Below are 12,523 nucleotides of genomic sequence, written 5' to 3' on the forward strand. Positions count from 1 at the left end.
GCGCGGTCAGCAGCCCAGCCGGTCGGCCAGCGCGACGATGTCGCGCACATGCAGGTTGTTGTCCGGCTGCGGCGACACGTCCTTCGGCTGCTTGCGGCCGAACTCGTGGGGCCGCTCGATGTACGCCGTCTTCAGGCCGCACACGCGCGCGGCCGCCAGGTCGTCGTGGTGCGCCGCGGCGAGCATGACCTGCCCGGGCGTCGCATCGAACACGCCCGCCACGCCGAGGTAGGTGCGCGGGTCGGGCTTGTAGGCCTTGAACACTTCGGCCGACAGCACGCAGTCCCAGGGCAGGCCGGCGCGCTTGGCCATCTCGGTGAGCAGGCCGATGTTGCCGTTGGAGAGCGTGCAGATGGTGAACCTCTTCTTCAGCCGCGTGAGCCCCTCGACCGCATCGGGCCAGGCCGGCAGGCGGTGCCAGGCGCGGCTCAGGTCGCGCTTGGCGGCGCTGTCGAGGTGGTCGGCCAGGCTGAAGTCGTGCAGCACCTGCTCGAGCATGCTCATGTGCAGCTCATCGAGCAGCGTGAAGCCGCCCTCGCCCGCCGCGATGCGTTCCATCACGGCCTTCATGGCGGGCTGGTAGCCGGCGCGCCAGGCCAGCGCAAAGGCCGCGCCGTCCACGCCGGGCAGCACGCGCTCGACCTCGGCCGCGATGCCGCTGTGCCAGTCGACCACAGTGCCGAAGACGTCGAACGCGATGACCTTGAGGTCGCCCGCGTCGAAATCGGCCGACATGCTCAGCGGGGCAGCTGGCTCGCGGCGCGCGCCAGCTGCTCGATGCGGGTCCAGTCGCCGTCGCGGATGGCGTCGGTCGGCACGATCCACGAACCGCCCACGCAGGCCACGTTCGACAGCGCGAGGAACTCGGCCGCGTTGCCCGCATGGATGCCGCCCGTGGGGCAGAAGGTGACGTCGCCGAACGGGCCCTGCCAGGCCTTGAGCATCGGCAGGCCGCCGGCCTGCAGCGCGGGGAAGAACTTCAGCTGGGTGTAGCCGTCTTCCTGCGCCGTCATGATCTCGCTGCCGGTGGCCACGCCGGGCAGCAGCGGCAGGCCGAGGTCGTGGCAGGCCTTGCCGACCGCGCGCGTGTAGCCCGGGCTCACGCCGAACTTCGCGCCGGCCAGCGCCGAGGCCTGTGCGTCGGCCGCGCTGCGGATGGTGCCGGCGCCGGCGACGGCTTCAGGCACTTCCTTGGCGATGGCCTCGATGCACTGCAACGCCTGCGGCGTGCGCAACGTGACTTCGAGCATGCGGATGCCGCCAGCGACCAGCGCGCGCGCCAGGGGCACGGCGTGCTTCACGTCGTTCAGCACGATGACCGGAATGACGGGTGCGTCGCGCATCACATCGAGGGGGGTGAGTCTGTCTGTCATCTCATGGCTCCAAAAATTTCTTGCGGCCCGCGTGGGCCCCGTCACATCCAGGTGCAGGCGCCCTCTTCGGCGGTCAGGGCGTTGCGGCGCATGCCGGCGAACAGTTCGCGGCCCAGGCCGTGCCCGTCCGCGATGCGTTGCGCGTCGGACAGCGTCGCGGTCTCGCGCGCGGCCCATTCGTCTTCGGGCAGCAACACGGCGAGCGTACCCGCTACGGCGTCGAGGCGGATCAGGTCGCCGTCGCGCACCTTGGCCAGCGGGCCGCCGGCAGCGGCTTCGGGCGACACGTGGATGGCCGCGGGAATCTTGCCCGAGGCGCCGCTCATGCGGCCGTCGGTGACCAGCGCCACGCGGAAGCCCTTGCCCTGCAGCACCGACAGCGGCGGCGTGAGCTTGTGCAGCTCGGGCATGCCGTTGGCCTGCGGGCCCTGCCAGCGCACCACGCAGACCACGTCGCGCTCCAGCTCGCCGGCCGTGAACGCTTTTTGCAGCGCGGCCTGCGAGTCGAACACACGCGCAGGCGCTTCGATGACGTGGCGGTCGTCGGGCACCGACGACACCTTGATCACGCTGCGCCCCAGGTTGCCGCTGAGCAGCTTGAGGCCGCCGGTGGCGCTGAAGGGGCTGGCCACCGGGCGCGTGACGGCTTCTTTCTGCAGCGGCGCAGCGGGCGTCCATTGCAGCGTGTTCTCGCCGGCCAGCGACGGGATGTTGGCGAATTCGCGGATGCCGCCGGCGCGCACCGTGAGCACGTCGGCGTGCATCAGGCCGGCTTCGACCAGCTCGCCGATCACGAAGCCCGGGCCGCCGCAGGCCTGGAACTCGTTCACGTCGGCGCTGCCGTTGGGGTACACGCGCGTGAGCAGCGGCACCACGTCGGACAGCTGGGAGAAGTCGTCCCAGTCGATGAGGATGCCCGCGGCGCGCGCCACGGCCACCCAGTGGATCAGGTGGTTGGTGGAGCCGCCCGTGGCCAGCAGCGCGACCATGGCGTTGACGATGCAGCGCTCGTCGACCATCTCGCCGATGGGCGGGCAGTTGAAGGCCGTGTCGCTGGCCTTGCCGAGCACCGAGCGCACCGCCTCGCGCGTGAGCGTCTCGCGCATGGCGTCGCCGGGCTGGATGAAAGCCGTGCCGGGCACGTGCAGGCCCATGGCCTCCAGCAGCATCTGGTTGCTGTTGGCGGTGCCGTAGAAGGTGCAGGTGCCGACCGTGTGATAGGCGGCCATCTCGGCCTCCAGCAGGCCCTGGCGGCCCACGAGGCCCTGCGCCGCCTGCTCGCGCACCTTCGACTTGGCGGTGTTCGACAGGCCCGAGGGCATCGGCCCGGCGGGCACGAACACGGTGGGCAGGTGGCCGAAGTGCAGCGCGCCGATAAGCAGGCCCGGCACGATCTTGTCGCACACGCCGAGCATCAGCGCACCGTCGAACATGTCGTGCGTGAGCGCGACAGCGGTGCTCATGGCGATCAGGTCGCGGCTGAACAGGCTCAGCTCCATGCCGGGCGTGCCCTGCGTGACGCCGTCGCACATGGCAGGCACGCCGCCGGCGACCTGCGCGGTGGCGCCGTGGCGGCGGGCCTCGTGCTTGATGATGTCCGGGTAGCCCTGGTACGGCGCGTGGGCCGAGAGCATGTCGTTGTAGGCGGTGACGATGCCCAGGTTGGGCGCGCGCTCGGCCACCACCTTGAACTTGTCGTTGGCCGGGATGCCGGCCACGGCGTGCGCCACGTTGGCGCAGCCCATGCGGTCGGAGCCGCGGTCGCGGGCGCGGATCTCGGCCAGGCGCGTGAGGTAGGTGCTGCGCGTGTCGCGGCTGCGCGCGCGGATGCGATCGGTGACGTCGCGGACGGTGGGGTGTGTGCTGCTCATGGGGAAGTTGGCTCTTGCTGCGTGTCGCCGGCGCGACTGTGGGCCTGGAGGCCCATCGTACCAATTCGAGCGCGACGCCCCGATGAAATCCGGCCGCAGAACGATACGAAATTACTCAGGCATGCACCCGGTCGCGTGCAGGCACAAAAAAACCCGGCCATGCCGGGTTTTTCCTTGGGGGATGCAAAAGGCCGGATCGCTCAGTCGACCAGCCGGACCTCGACGCGGCGCGCCTCGGCGTTGTTGCCCGATCCGGCGGTGACGGCGGGCTTTTGCAGGTCGATCTTCTCGGCCGGCACGCCCAGGCCTGCCAGCACCTCGCGCACCATCTGGGCGCGCTTCTTGGCCAGTTCCTCGTTCACGGCGGCATCGCCGGTGGCGTCGTGGAAGCCCGAGACCACCGCCTTGCGGCCACCCTCGACGCCCTTGATGACCAAGGCCAGCGCCTCGGCGGCGCCCGGTGCGAGGTCGGCGCTGCCGGTCGCGAAGTAAAAGTTCACCACGCCGCCGACCACGCGGATGCTGGCGCCGTCGGGGATCACCACGGTGACGGTCTCGGTGACTTCGGTCACCTGCACCGCGCCGCCCGGCGCCGCTGCCGCCGAAGCCGCGACAGCGGGCTTGGCCTGCGCGGCCGTCGCGCCCAGGCCCTTGTGCCAGAAGGCGACGCCGATCACGAACATGATCACGAGCGCGATCAATGCCACCAGGAAGCCGAGGGCGAAATTCTGCTGGCTGTCGTCGTTGTTCATGGAAGCGCGGTCTCCGTAGGAAAGGGGTCGGTAAATAATGGTGCGGTGAACCATGATCACGAAATTGTAGGCGCCACCCCCGACACCCCCGTGTCAGCCGTCGCGCCGGACCCCGGTCCGCCGGGGCTCGACCCCATGCCCCGTCCGTTGCGCGACCCGCAGCCGATGCTGGAACGCGCGATCGCCGACTGGGGCGGACGCGACGATCTCTGGCTGTTCGGCTACGGCTCGCTGATCTGGCGGCCCGAGTTCGGCTTTGCGGAACGGCGCGCGGCCTCGGTGCACGGCTGGCACCGCGCGCTCAAGATGTGGAGCCGCGTCAACCGCGGCAGCGTGCAGACGCCGGGCCTGGTGTTCGGGCTGCTCTCGGGCGGCAGCTGCCGGGGCGTGGTGTTCCGCGTGCCGAAGGCCGAGGGCCTGGAGACGCTCAAGCGCCTCTGGCTGCGCGAGATGCCGACCGGCGTGTACGACCCCAAGTGGCTGCAATGCGGCACCGCCGAAGGGTCGGTGCGCGCGCTGGCCTTCACGCTGTCGCGGCGCAGCCCGAACTTCACGGGCGAGCTCAGCGACGAGCGCTACCGCCACATCTTCGCGAATGCCGTGGGCCGCTACGGCAGCTCGCTCGACTACGCGCGCCAGACCCTGCTCGAGCTGCAGCGCCATGCGATCCACGACGCGGCGCTGGCCCGGCTGGTGGCGCTGGCCGCCGAGCCGCCATTTCAGACACCCGCCGATTGCGGGACAGCCCCGGCTCCGGTATACGTTGCGGGGTCTTCGGACACCGCGTCCTCTCAACCCTCCACCCCGTTCATCAATAAGGAAAACCAATGATCCATCGCCGTCTCCTCGCCACTGGCACCGCCCTCCTCGCCACTGCCGTGCTCGCCGCCTGCGGCAGCATGGGCGGCAAGCCGAGCACCACGGTCGAGCTGACGCCGACCGCCGCCGTCACGCCCAACCCCGCGCGCGGCTCGGTGACGCTCACCGCACTCGACCACGGCGTGCGCGTGTCCGGCGAGGTGCGCGGCCTGGCGCCGGGCAGCGAGCACGGTTTCCACATCCATGAAAAGGGCGACTGCGGCAACAACGGCAACGCCTCGGGCGGCCACTTCAACCCGGCCGGCGGCACGCACGGCAAGTTCTCCGCGCCCGGCAGCCATGCCGGCGAGCTGCCCAGCCTCGTGGCCGATGCCAGCGGCGTGGCGCGCTTCAGCGTCGAGAACCACGCGATCTCGCTGACCGACGGCGCCGCCAACAACGTGCGCGGCCGCGCGCTCGTGGTGCACCGCGACCGCGACGACTTCACGACGCAGCCCGCCGGCAACTCCGGCCCGCGCGTGCTCTGCGCGGTCGTTGCCACGAACTAAGCAAAAAGTGTGAGTGGTCAGGCGCCCGCGCGCGCCTGCCAGAGCGCCTCGGCCCGCGCCAGGGCCTCGGGCGTATCGATGTCGGTCACGACGCCGGCATCGTCCACGGCCAGATCGATGACCGCATCGATCGCACGCATCGCCCGCAGGACGGACGATGCGCCCAGGTTCCCCTCCAGCGCCGCCAGCTGCGCCCCGCAGCCCGCCGCAAAGCCCACCGGATGCCCGCGCTCGCCCCGGTACTCCGGCTGCACGGCATTCACCCGCCCGCCGAGCGCGGCGGCCACCGCCCGCAGCGTCGCGGCCTGCACCAGCGGCAGGTCGCCCGGCAGGATCAGCCAGCCCGCCGCGTGGGGCGTGGCGCGCACCGCGGCGGCAATCGAATCGCCCATGCCGGGGTGCCCCGCGTCTTCCAGGTGCCACGGCAGGCCGCTCGCGCGCACCGCGTCGAGCGTGCGCTCGAGCACCGGCCGGCCTGCGAGCAGCGCCTTCAGCTTGGAACCCGTGCCGCCGGCCGCGATGAAACGCTCGCCACGGCCCGAGGCCAGCACGATCACGGTCGGGGAGTTCGCCTCTGTCGTCGTCATGGGCCGAGTATGTGCGCAACAATCCCGGCATGACTTCTTCTCCTCTTTCCAAGGACGCGCTGGCCGCGCTGCGCAAGAGCTACGAGCGCGCCGAGCTCGACGAGACCCGCAGCGCCCCCGACCCGCTCCAGCAGTTCGAGCGCTGGCTCACCGAGGCTGTCGACGCGCACATCCCCGAGCCCAATGCGATGACGCTGTGCACCGTGGGCAGCGACCTGCGGCCGTCCAGCCGCATCGTGCTCATCAAGGGCTACGACGCGCGCGGCATCGTCTGGTACACCAACTACGACAGCCGCAAGGGCCGCGAGCTGTCGGGCAACCCGTATGCCTCGCTGCAGTTCCACTGGGTCGAACTGGAGCGCGTGGTGCGCATCGAAGGCCGCGTGGAACGCGTCAGTGCCGAGGAGAGCGACGCCTACTACGCCAGCCGCCCGCTCGATTCACGCATCGGCGCCTGGGCCAGTCCGCAGAGCGAAGTGATCAGCGGGCGCGACGTGCTGGTGAAGAACGCCGCCGTGTACGCCGCCAAGCACCTGCTCTCGCCGCCGCGTCCGCCGCACTGGGGCGGCTTCCGTCTCGTGCCCGACCGCTGGGAGTTCTGGCAGGGCCGCAAGAGCCGGCTGCACGACCGGCTGCGCTACCGGCTCGAAGGCGCCGACTGGGTGCGCGAACGCCTCGCGCCCTGAGCCTGGCTCAGGCCTCGCAACCGGCCACCTTGAATTCGACGCGCCGGTCCAGCGCGTCGCTCGCATCGTCGGCGCCCGTGCCGACGATGTTCTCGCGAAAGCCCATGCCGGCTTCGCGCAGCTTCTTCGACAGCGGCGGCGCCTCGCCCACCAGCCGCGCCTTGACGCTGGTCGCGCGCTGCAGCGACAGCCGCTCGTTGACCGCCTCCGAGCCCGTGCGGCTCGTGTGGCCCGTGACCACCACGCACGACTCGATCTGCGCCGCCTGCCGCGCGATCTGGCGCAGCCACATCGGGTAGGCCGCGCTGATCTTCGGGTCGGCCAGGAAGTCGGTCGAGCCCGGCTTGAACAGGAACTTGACGCTCAGGTTGTTGCTCTCGAGCCCCAGCCGCGCCAGCGTGCCGAAGGTGCGCTCGGCGTCGGCCGTGCGGCCCAGCTGCGACTGCGTGAGGTACAGCCCGCTGTAGATGCGCAGCTGCTGGCCGTCGGCGCGCTTCGACGCGGCCTCGTAGCGGCTCAGGGCCTCGCTCATGCGGCCGGCCTCGTAGGCGGCGGTGGCCTCCTGCAGCACCGTGGCGGTCGGCAGGCGCTCCAGGTACAGCGCGTCGGCGGCCTGCCCGGCCGGCGTCTCGGCGGTGCGGATGTAGCCCTCCACGCCGCGGTCCTTGCCGTTCACGGGGCTGTCGCGGAAGAAGGCGGTGGGCCGCGTGTCGAGCGAGGCATCGCTGATGCGCGCCACCGACTGCGCGATCACCATGCCGCTCTTGATCTCGGTCATGGCGAGGTTCAGCCGGTACGGCGCGCCCGAGGCGTCCTTGTCGCGCACCAGCGTGCCGTTGAGCACGTACTGCGCGTTGCCGATCTCGTTGGCGTTGAACGGCGTCACGGTGAACTGCTTGAACTGCGCCTGCATGCGCTGCACGATGCGCTGCTCGGCCACGCGCGTCACCTCGGTCTGCTGGCCGCTGGCGCCTTCGAGCAACGGGTCGATCACGATGCGCCGCTGCGTCAGCGTCGACTCCACCTTGGCCAGGAAGGCCGGCAGCTTCTGGGTCTGCACCATGAGGTCGTCGACCGCCTGGGTGACGGCCTGGTCGAAGGGCATGGCGCTGCTGGGCGCGGGGCGGTGCGCGCAGGCGGTGGCCAGCAGCGCGGCAGTGCACAGCGCCAGCACGCGCCACAAGGCTCGGGGGACGGCGGTGTTCGTGGTGGTCGTGGTCATCAGCACTGGCTCCTCAAAATGGTCATGTCCTGGTCCGACAGCGGCTCGCCCACGGCGGCGCGCATGTTGATCTCGCTGCAGCGTTTCGAAGGCGCGGGGCGCCGCTCGGCGGGTTCGCGATGCACCTCGGGCGCCGGGGCCGGCGCTGCGGTGGCGGTGATCTGCGGGCGCGGCTTCGGCGCCGGCCGCACGACGGCGGGCTTGGGCTCCGCGTCCCTGGCCGGCGGTGCCTCGGCCGGCACGGGAACGGCCAGGCAGGGCGTGCGGCACGGCTTGGCCTCACCTGCCGCATGCGCGCGTGCGCCGTGCAGCGCGATCACCGTCGCGACCACCGCCGTCACTGCAAGGGCAAGGGGCGAAACACGCGCCGGGTAGATCGTCATCAGCCGGCAAATGTAGGGGCGCGAACGCCGCTCGCCAGCCCACCAAACGGCCACCCCTGCCAAACGGCATAGGGCTACCGCTGTCGTTCAGTCGGGCAAAAGTTCGCGAAAGGCGCGGAAGAAATGGGGGCCGTCAGGGCAACCACTGCACCCAGGTCATCACCAGGGTGAGCGTGCCCAGCGCCAGCACGGTCGACACGGCGACGCTGGCCGTGACCAGGTCTTCGGCGCTGCGGTAGCGCTGCGAGAACAGGAACACGTTGGCGCCGATGGGCAGCGCCGCCGCCACCACCATCACGGTGAGCGGAATGCCGCGCACGCCCAGCAGCCAGCCGATGAGCGCCACCAGCAGCGGGTGCACGAGGTTCTTCACCAGCGCCTGCGCCAGCGCGCCGCGCCAGTGGCGCCCGATGGGCGTGAGCGCGAGCGTGATGCCCACCATCACCAGCGCGACCGGCCCGAAGGCCTGGCCCAGCAGCTGGATCGGCTTGTCGATCACCTCGGGCATCACGAGGCCCGTCTGCGCGAACAGCAGGCCCGCGATGATGGGCAGCGGCACCGGATGGATGATGGCGTTGCGCAGCGCGCGCCCCACGGTGCGCACCATGGAGCGCCGGTCGGCGCCGCTCACCGCCGCGTGCTCGCGCGCCACGGCCAGTTCGAGCACGACGGTGGCGCTGGTCATGAGCACGAGCGAATGCAGCGAGATCAGCGTGAGCAGCACCACCATGCCGGGCTCGCCGTAGGCCAGGCCGATCAGCGCGATGCCGATCATCACGGTGTTGCTGTAGGTGTTGGCCAGCGCGAGCACCGCGCCCGTGCGGTTGAAGCCGCGCCACGCGAGCGTGGCCGCGAACAGCAGGCCCGAGGCGATGAAGTACGCCGCCACGGGCTTCAGGCTCAGCTGCTGCACATGCACCGTGCTCATGGCGCGGAACAGCAGCGCGGGCGCGAGCAGCAGGAAGATGAGGTTCGACAGGTCTTTCACCGCATTGCCGCCGATCCACCGGCGCCGTCCGGCGAGGTAGCCGGCGGCAATGAGGAGAACGACGGGCAGCAGGGAAGAAATGACGAACGAATTCACCCGGCGAGGATAGCGCGCGCCCGTCGCGCGCAAGGCCGCAGCCTCAGAACGTGACGCGCAAACCCACCTTCAGCGAACGCCCCGGCAGCGGCGCCTTCGGGAACACCGTGGTCGTCAGGATCGAGGTCGGCGTGTAGGCCAGCGTGTTCCCGATGTTGTCCATGCGCGCATACCAGGTGAGGTTGGCGCGCTGTACCTTCATGCGGTAGCTGATGGACGCGTTCCACAGCGTGTACGCGTCCGTCTCGCGCGCGCCCACGCTCGGCACTCGGCGCTGCGCCGCGTTGTAGTCGAAGCCGACGCGCGCGGTCCACGGCCCGTTGCCGTAGGCCAGCGTGGCGCCCAGGCGCAGCGGTGCGATGCGCGGCAGCGGCTCGCCGGTGTCGAGGTTCTTGGCGCGCACGATATCGCCGCGCCACTCGAGGTCGAGCGTGCCCGCGTCGGCCATGCGCGCGAAGCCGTCGGCGCCCAGCAGCCGCAGGTTGCCGTTGGCCTCGATGCCGGTGAAGCGCGCGCGCATGCCGCCGTAGCGGTACTCGGCCAGCGTGTCGGTCGCTTCGGGGTCGGTGACGACCTGCCCTTCCTCGTCGAGCGTGCGGCCCGACGCGGTCAGCCCGATGTAGTTGCGAAAGCGCGTGACGTACGCGTTCACGCGGGCCGTGTTCGGGCCCGACTTCCACTGCGCGCCCAGGTCGAAGCCGGTGGACTTTTCCTTGCCCAGGTTCGGGTCGCCCACTTCCCAGGCCGCCGTGGCCACGTGCGGGCCGTTGGCGAGCAGTTCGTAGTCCTTCGGTGCGCGCTCGGTGTAGGCCAGGTTCGAGGTCAGCTGCCACTGGGGCGTGAGGTTGACCAGCGCGCCGAACGCCGCGCTGTGCGGGTTGAAGGTGCGCTCGCCGATGGCGAAGCGCGTCACCGACAGGTCGTCGGGGTAGCCCAGCGAGCGCACCGTGACCTTCTCGGTGCGCGCGCCGAAGCTCAGGCGGCCCCACGAGGTGCCGAGCTCTTCGTGCAGGAACAGCGCGTTGGAGCGCGTGCGGCTGTGCGGCGCGAAGGCCTCCGAGCCGTCGGCGGCGAAGCGGTTGGTCTCGCGGCTGAAACCGACCAGGCCTTCGAGGTTGCCGATCTTCTCGTGCCGCGCCTCGATGCGCAGGTCGTTGCTCAGGTTCGAGAAAGTGGTGCCGGCCTCGCGGCCCTCGAACTCGGTGTGGCGGTAGTCGGTGCGGCTCACCTTCGCGTGGATGCTGCGGATGAAGCCGCCCGGGCGCCATTCGCCTTCCAGCGCGTAGCGGTCGGACTTCATGCCGATGGTCACGTCGTCCTCGGCCACGGTGCCGTAGTTGCTGCGGTACGTGCTGGCCGAGGCGCCGATCCAGCCCTGGCTGAAGAACAGCGTGCCGCCGACCGCGCCGCCGTGCGCCTCGTTCTGCGAGTTGCAGATGCGGCGCGCGAGCGACAGGCGCCCGGGCTTGCTGCATTCGAGGTCGACCGGCACCGCCACGTCCTTCGAATCGCGGTTGAAGGCGTCGACGTGCAGGGCGAAGCGGTCGTTGCCGCCTTCGAGCAGCACGCCGCCGCTCTTTTCCTTGTTGCCGCTGGCGTAGCCCAGCTCGGCACGGCCGCCGAAGCCGTTGATGGGCTCGGTCGGGATGCGGTTGTCGATCACGTTGACCACGCCGCCCACGGCGCTGCCGCCGTACTGCAGCGCCGAGGGGCCGCGCAGCACCTCGATGCGCTCGGTCACCAGCGCATCGACGGGCACCGCGTGGTCGTAGCTCAGCGCCGAGGCGTCGGGCGCGCCGCCGCCGTTCTGCAGGATGCGGATGCGGTCGCCGTCCTGCCCGCGGATGCTGGGGCGGCTGGCGTTGGGGCCGAAGTAGCTGCTGCTCACGCCGGGCAGGTTGTTCAGCGTTTCGCCCAGCGTCGATTCGGAGCGCAGCAGCAGCTGATCGCCCGACAGCGAGGTGGTCGGCGCGATCAGGTCGCTCGCGCCCAGCGGGTTGCCGGTGACGGTGACCTCGCGCAGGCTGGAGGGGTCAGCGGCTGGGGCGGCGGCGGTGTCGGCGGTCTGGGCCAGGCTCGCCACCGAGGCGAGCGAAAGAACGGCAGCGCCGATGGCGTTGCGACGGAATTGGGGGGTCATGAAGAAAGAACACTCGTTGAATCGGGGAACGACCGGCCGCCCTCACCCGCCCGAAGGGGTGCGGCAACCGGAACACGGGGGATTCAGCGAGTGGACGGCGGGCCGCGCGCGTCGAAGAGCGCGACCCAGCGGGCGATGGCTTCGCCCTGCAGATAAGCAAACGTGGCCGCCGGCAGCAGCATCGGCAGCACCACCAGCGGCACGCCGGGCACGCCCGTGCCGTGCGCCAACTGGTCGTACAGGCGGCAGTCGGCGTCGTCGTGCACGCCGAAGAGGCTGGCCAGCGTGTGGCCGGTGTCGTGCCGGTGCGCGGCCTGTGCCTGCACCTTCGCCGCCGCAGCGGCGGGCAGGCCCGGCACGTGCAACGAACGGTGCATGAGCCCCATCGTGCCGGCGAACCAGAGCGCGAACGCCAGCGCGACGACGAGCGCGCGGGTGGCGCGCGTCGTGCGGTTCGGGGTCTGGCGCAGGGTGGCGGACACGGGGCGTGAAAAAAAGAGGCTCAGGCCTTGACGCGCGAGGCGAAGGTCTTCTGGAACTTCTCGACCTTCGGGCCGACCACGAACGCGCAGTAGCCCTGGTTCGGGTGGTTCAGGAAGTAGTCCTGGTGGTAGGCCTCGGCCGTCGAGTAGTTGGCCAGCGGTGCCACTTCGGTCACCACGGGCGAGCTGTAGGTCTTGCTGGCCTCGATCTCGCGGATGACGGACTCGGCCACTTCTTTCTGGGCGTCGCTCGTGGTGTAGATGCCGCTGCGGTACTGCGTGCCGACGTCGTTGCCCTGGCGGTTGAGGGTGGTGGGGTCGTGCACCACGAAGAAGATCTCGAGCAGTTCGCGCAGGCTGATCTGCGCCGGGTCGAATTCGAGCTTCACGACCTCGGCATGGCCGGTGCGGCCGGTGCAGATCTGCTCGTAGCTCGGATTCAGGGTCTGGCCGTTGCTGTAGCCCGATTCGACGTCCAGCACGCCCTGCACCCGGTCGAACACCGCCTCGGTGCACCAGAAGCAGCCTCCGCCGAGCACGATGGTTTCGGTGGGCGACGGTGAGGAAGACATGGCG

Annotated in this window: 14 protein-coding genes; 3 read left to right on the top strand and 11 right to left on the bottom strand. The window is 70.6% G+C overall.

What is annotated here, in order from left to right; translation table 11 throughout:
* Window positions 1-6 precede the first annotated feature (6 nt).
* From AC07YS_RS21670 to AC07YS_RS21685, 4 genes are all read right to left on the bottom strand, one after another.
* Complete coding sequence (locus AC07YS_RS21670; protein WP_495269056.1) at window positions 7-735, bottom strand: haloacid dehalogenase type II; 729 nt, start codon at window positions 733-735, stop codon at window positions 7-9.
* Window positions 736-737: 2 nt separating this feature from the next.
* Window positions 738-1,373, bottom strand: a complete 636-nt coding sequence (eda, locus tag AC07YS_RS21675; RefSeq protein ID WP_095949017.1) for a bifunctional 4-hydroxy-2-oxoglutarate aldolase/2-dehydro-3-deoxy-phosphogluconate aldolase — start codon at window positions 1,371-1,373, stop codon at window positions 738-740.
* A 41-nt stretch (window positions 1,374-1,414) separates the two neighbouring features.
* Window positions 1,415-3,244 (bottom strand): phosphogluconate dehydratase, encoded by a 1,830-nt coding sequence (edd, locus tag AC07YS_RS21680; protein ID WP_139702881.1) that lies wholly within the window; start codon window positions 3,242-3,244, stop codon window positions 1,415-1,417.
* Window positions 3,245-3,444: 200 nt separating this feature from the next.
* Window positions 3,445-3,996 carry an OmpA family protein gene (locus tag AC07YS_RS21685; protein WP_495269057.1) on the bottom strand — a complete coding sequence of 184 codons (552 nt, stop codon included), beginning with the start codon at window positions 3,994-3,996 and terminating at the stop codon, window positions 3,445-3,447.
* Window positions 3,997-4,131: 135 nt separating this feature from the next.
* On the opposite strand from AC07YS_RS21685, the gene AC07YS_RS21690 reads away from it, so the two are divergent.
* Both AC07YS_RS21690 and AC07YS_RS21695 read left to right on the top strand, forming a co-directional pair.
* Window positions 4,132-4,827 carry a gamma-glutamylcyclotransferase gene (locus AC07YS_RS21690; RefSeq protein ID WP_447746317.1) on the top strand — a complete coding sequence of 232 codons (696 nt, stop codon included), beginning with the start codon at window positions 4,132-4,134 and terminating at the stop codon, window positions 4,825-4,827.
* Window positions 4,824-5,363 carry a superoxide dismutase family protein gene (locus tag AC07YS_RS21695; RefSeq protein WP_070062467.1) on the top strand — a complete coding sequence of 180 codons (540 nt, stop codon included), beginning with the start codon at window positions 4,824-4,826 and terminating at the stop codon, window positions 5,361-5,363. The genes AC07YS_RS21690 and AC07YS_RS21695 overlap by 4 nt, the downstream gene beginning before the upstream one ends.
* Before the next feature lie 17 nt (window positions 5,364-5,380).
* Here AC07YS_RS21695 and AC07YS_RS21700 read toward each other — a convergent pair whose 3' ends face one another.
* Window positions 5,381-5,950 carry a nucleotidyltransferase family protein gene (locus tag AC07YS_RS21700; RefSeq protein WP_495269058.1) on the bottom strand — a complete coding sequence of 190 codons (570 nt, stop codon included), beginning with the start codon at window positions 5,948-5,950 and terminating at the stop codon, window positions 5,381-5,383.
* Window positions 5,951-5,979: 29 nt separating this feature from the next.
* Here AC07YS_RS21700 and pdxH point away from each other — a divergent pair, with 29 nt between their 5' ends.
* Complete coding sequence (gene pdxH / locus AC07YS_RS21705; protein WP_369629666.1) at window positions 5,980-6,636, top strand: pyridoxamine 5'-phosphate oxidase; 657 nt, start codon at window positions 5,980-5,982, stop codon at window positions 6,634-6,636.
* A 7-nt stretch (window positions 6,637-6,643) separates the two neighbouring features.
* Here the strand turns inward: pdxH and AC07YS_RS21710 are convergent, their stop codons facing one another.
* From AC07YS_RS21710 to msrA, 6 genes are all read right to left on the bottom strand, one after another.
* Window positions 6,644-7,858 (bottom strand): OmpA family protein, encoded by a 1,215-nt coding sequence (locus AC07YS_RS21710; protein ID WP_495269059.1) that lies wholly within the window; start codon window positions 7,856-7,858, stop codon window positions 6,644-6,646.
* Window positions 7,858-8,241: a hypothetical protein gene (locus tag AC07YS_RS21715; RefSeq protein ID WP_369646245.1), complete on the bottom strand. Its 384-nt coding sequence runs from the start codon at window positions 8,239-8,241 to the stop codon at window positions 7,858-7,860. Before AC07YS_RS21715 ends, AC07YS_RS21710 begins: the two co-directional genes overlap by 1 nt.
* A 133-nt stretch (window positions 8,242-8,374) precedes the next feature.
* A complete protein-coding gene (locus AC07YS_RS21720) occupies window positions 8,375-9,325 on the bottom strand; it encodes an AEC family transporter (RefSeq protein ID WP_495269060.1) in 951 nt (316 codons plus the stop codon).
* A 43-nt stretch (window positions 9,326-9,368) separates the two neighbouring features.
* Complete coding sequence (locus AC07YS_RS21725) at window positions 9,369-11,465, bottom strand: TonB-dependent receptor (protein WP_495269061.1); 2,097 nt, start codon at window positions 11,463-11,465, stop codon at window positions 9,369-9,371.
* Window positions 11,466-11,548: 83 nt separating this feature from the next.
* On the bottom strand, window positions 11,549-11,947 hold the full coding sequence (locus AC07YS_RS21730; protein WP_493193605.1) for a hypothetical protein: 399 nt from the start codon (window positions 11,945-11,947) through the stop codon (window positions 11,549-11,551).
* Window positions 11,948-11,967: 20 nt separating this feature from the next.
* A complete protein-coding gene (gene msrA, locus AC07YS_RS21735; RefSeq protein ID WP_492699282.1) occupies window positions 11,968-12,519 on the bottom strand; it encodes a peptide-methionine (S)-S-oxide reductase MsrA in 552 nt (183 codons plus the stop codon).
* Between the last annotated feature and the right edge of the window lie 4 nt (window positions 12,520-12,523).

Source organism: Variovorax sp. GW458-11-26-14-LB1, from assembly GCF_059423965.1.

What these genes read in the sequence shown, in the direction of transcription:
- AC07YS_RS21715 (WP_369646245.1), bottom strand. Translation starts at nt 8,241, where the DNA reads ATGACGATCTACCCGGCGCGTGTTTCGCCCCTTGCCCTTGCAGTGACG.
- AC07YS_RS21670 (WP_495269056.1), bottom strand. Translation starts at nt 735, where the DNA reads ATGTCGGCCGATTTCGACGCGGGCGACCTCAAGGTCATCGCGTTCGAC.
- AC07YS_RS21695 (WP_070062467.1), top strand. Translation starts at nt 4,824, where the DNA reads ATGATCCATCGCCGTCTCCTCGCCACTGGCACCGCCCTCCTCGCCACT.
- eda (WP_095949017.1), bottom strand. Translation starts at nt 1,373, where the DNA reads ATGACAGACAGACTCACCCCCCTCGATGTGATGCGCGACGCACCCGTC.
- edd (WP_139702881.1), bottom strand. Translation starts at nt 3,244, where the DNA reads ATGAGCAGCACACACCCCACCGTCCGCGACGTCACCGATCGCATCCGC.
- AC07YS_RS21700 (WP_495269058.1), bottom strand. Translation starts at nt 5,950, where the DNA reads ATGACGACGACAGAGGCGAACTCCCCGACCGTGATCGTGCTGGCCTCG.
- AC07YS_RS21710 (WP_495269059.1), bottom strand. Translation starts at nt 7,858, where the DNA reads ATGACCACGACCACCACGAACACCGCCGTCCCCCGAGCCTTGTGGCGC.
- AC07YS_RS21690 (WP_447746317.1), top strand. Translation starts at nt 4,132, where the DNA reads ATGCCCCGTCCGTTGCGCGACCCGCAGCCGATGCTGGAACGCGCGATC.
- msrA (WP_492699282.1), bottom strand. Translation starts at nt 12,519, where the DNA reads ATGTCTTCCTCACCGTCGCCCACCGAAACCATCGTGCTCGGCGGAGGC.
- pdxH (WP_369629666.1), top strand. Translation starts at nt 5,980, where the DNA reads ATGACTTCTTCTCCTCTTTCCAAGGACGCGCTGGCCGCGCTGCGCAAG.
- AC07YS_RS21685 (WP_495269057.1), bottom strand. Translation starts at nt 3,996, where the DNA reads ATGAACAACGACGACAGCCAGCAGAATTTCGCCCTCGGCTTCCTGGTG.
- AC07YS_RS21725 (WP_495269061.1), bottom strand. Translation starts at nt 11,465, where the DNA reads ATGACCCCCCAATTCCGTCGCAACGCCATCGGCGCTGCCGTTCTTTCG.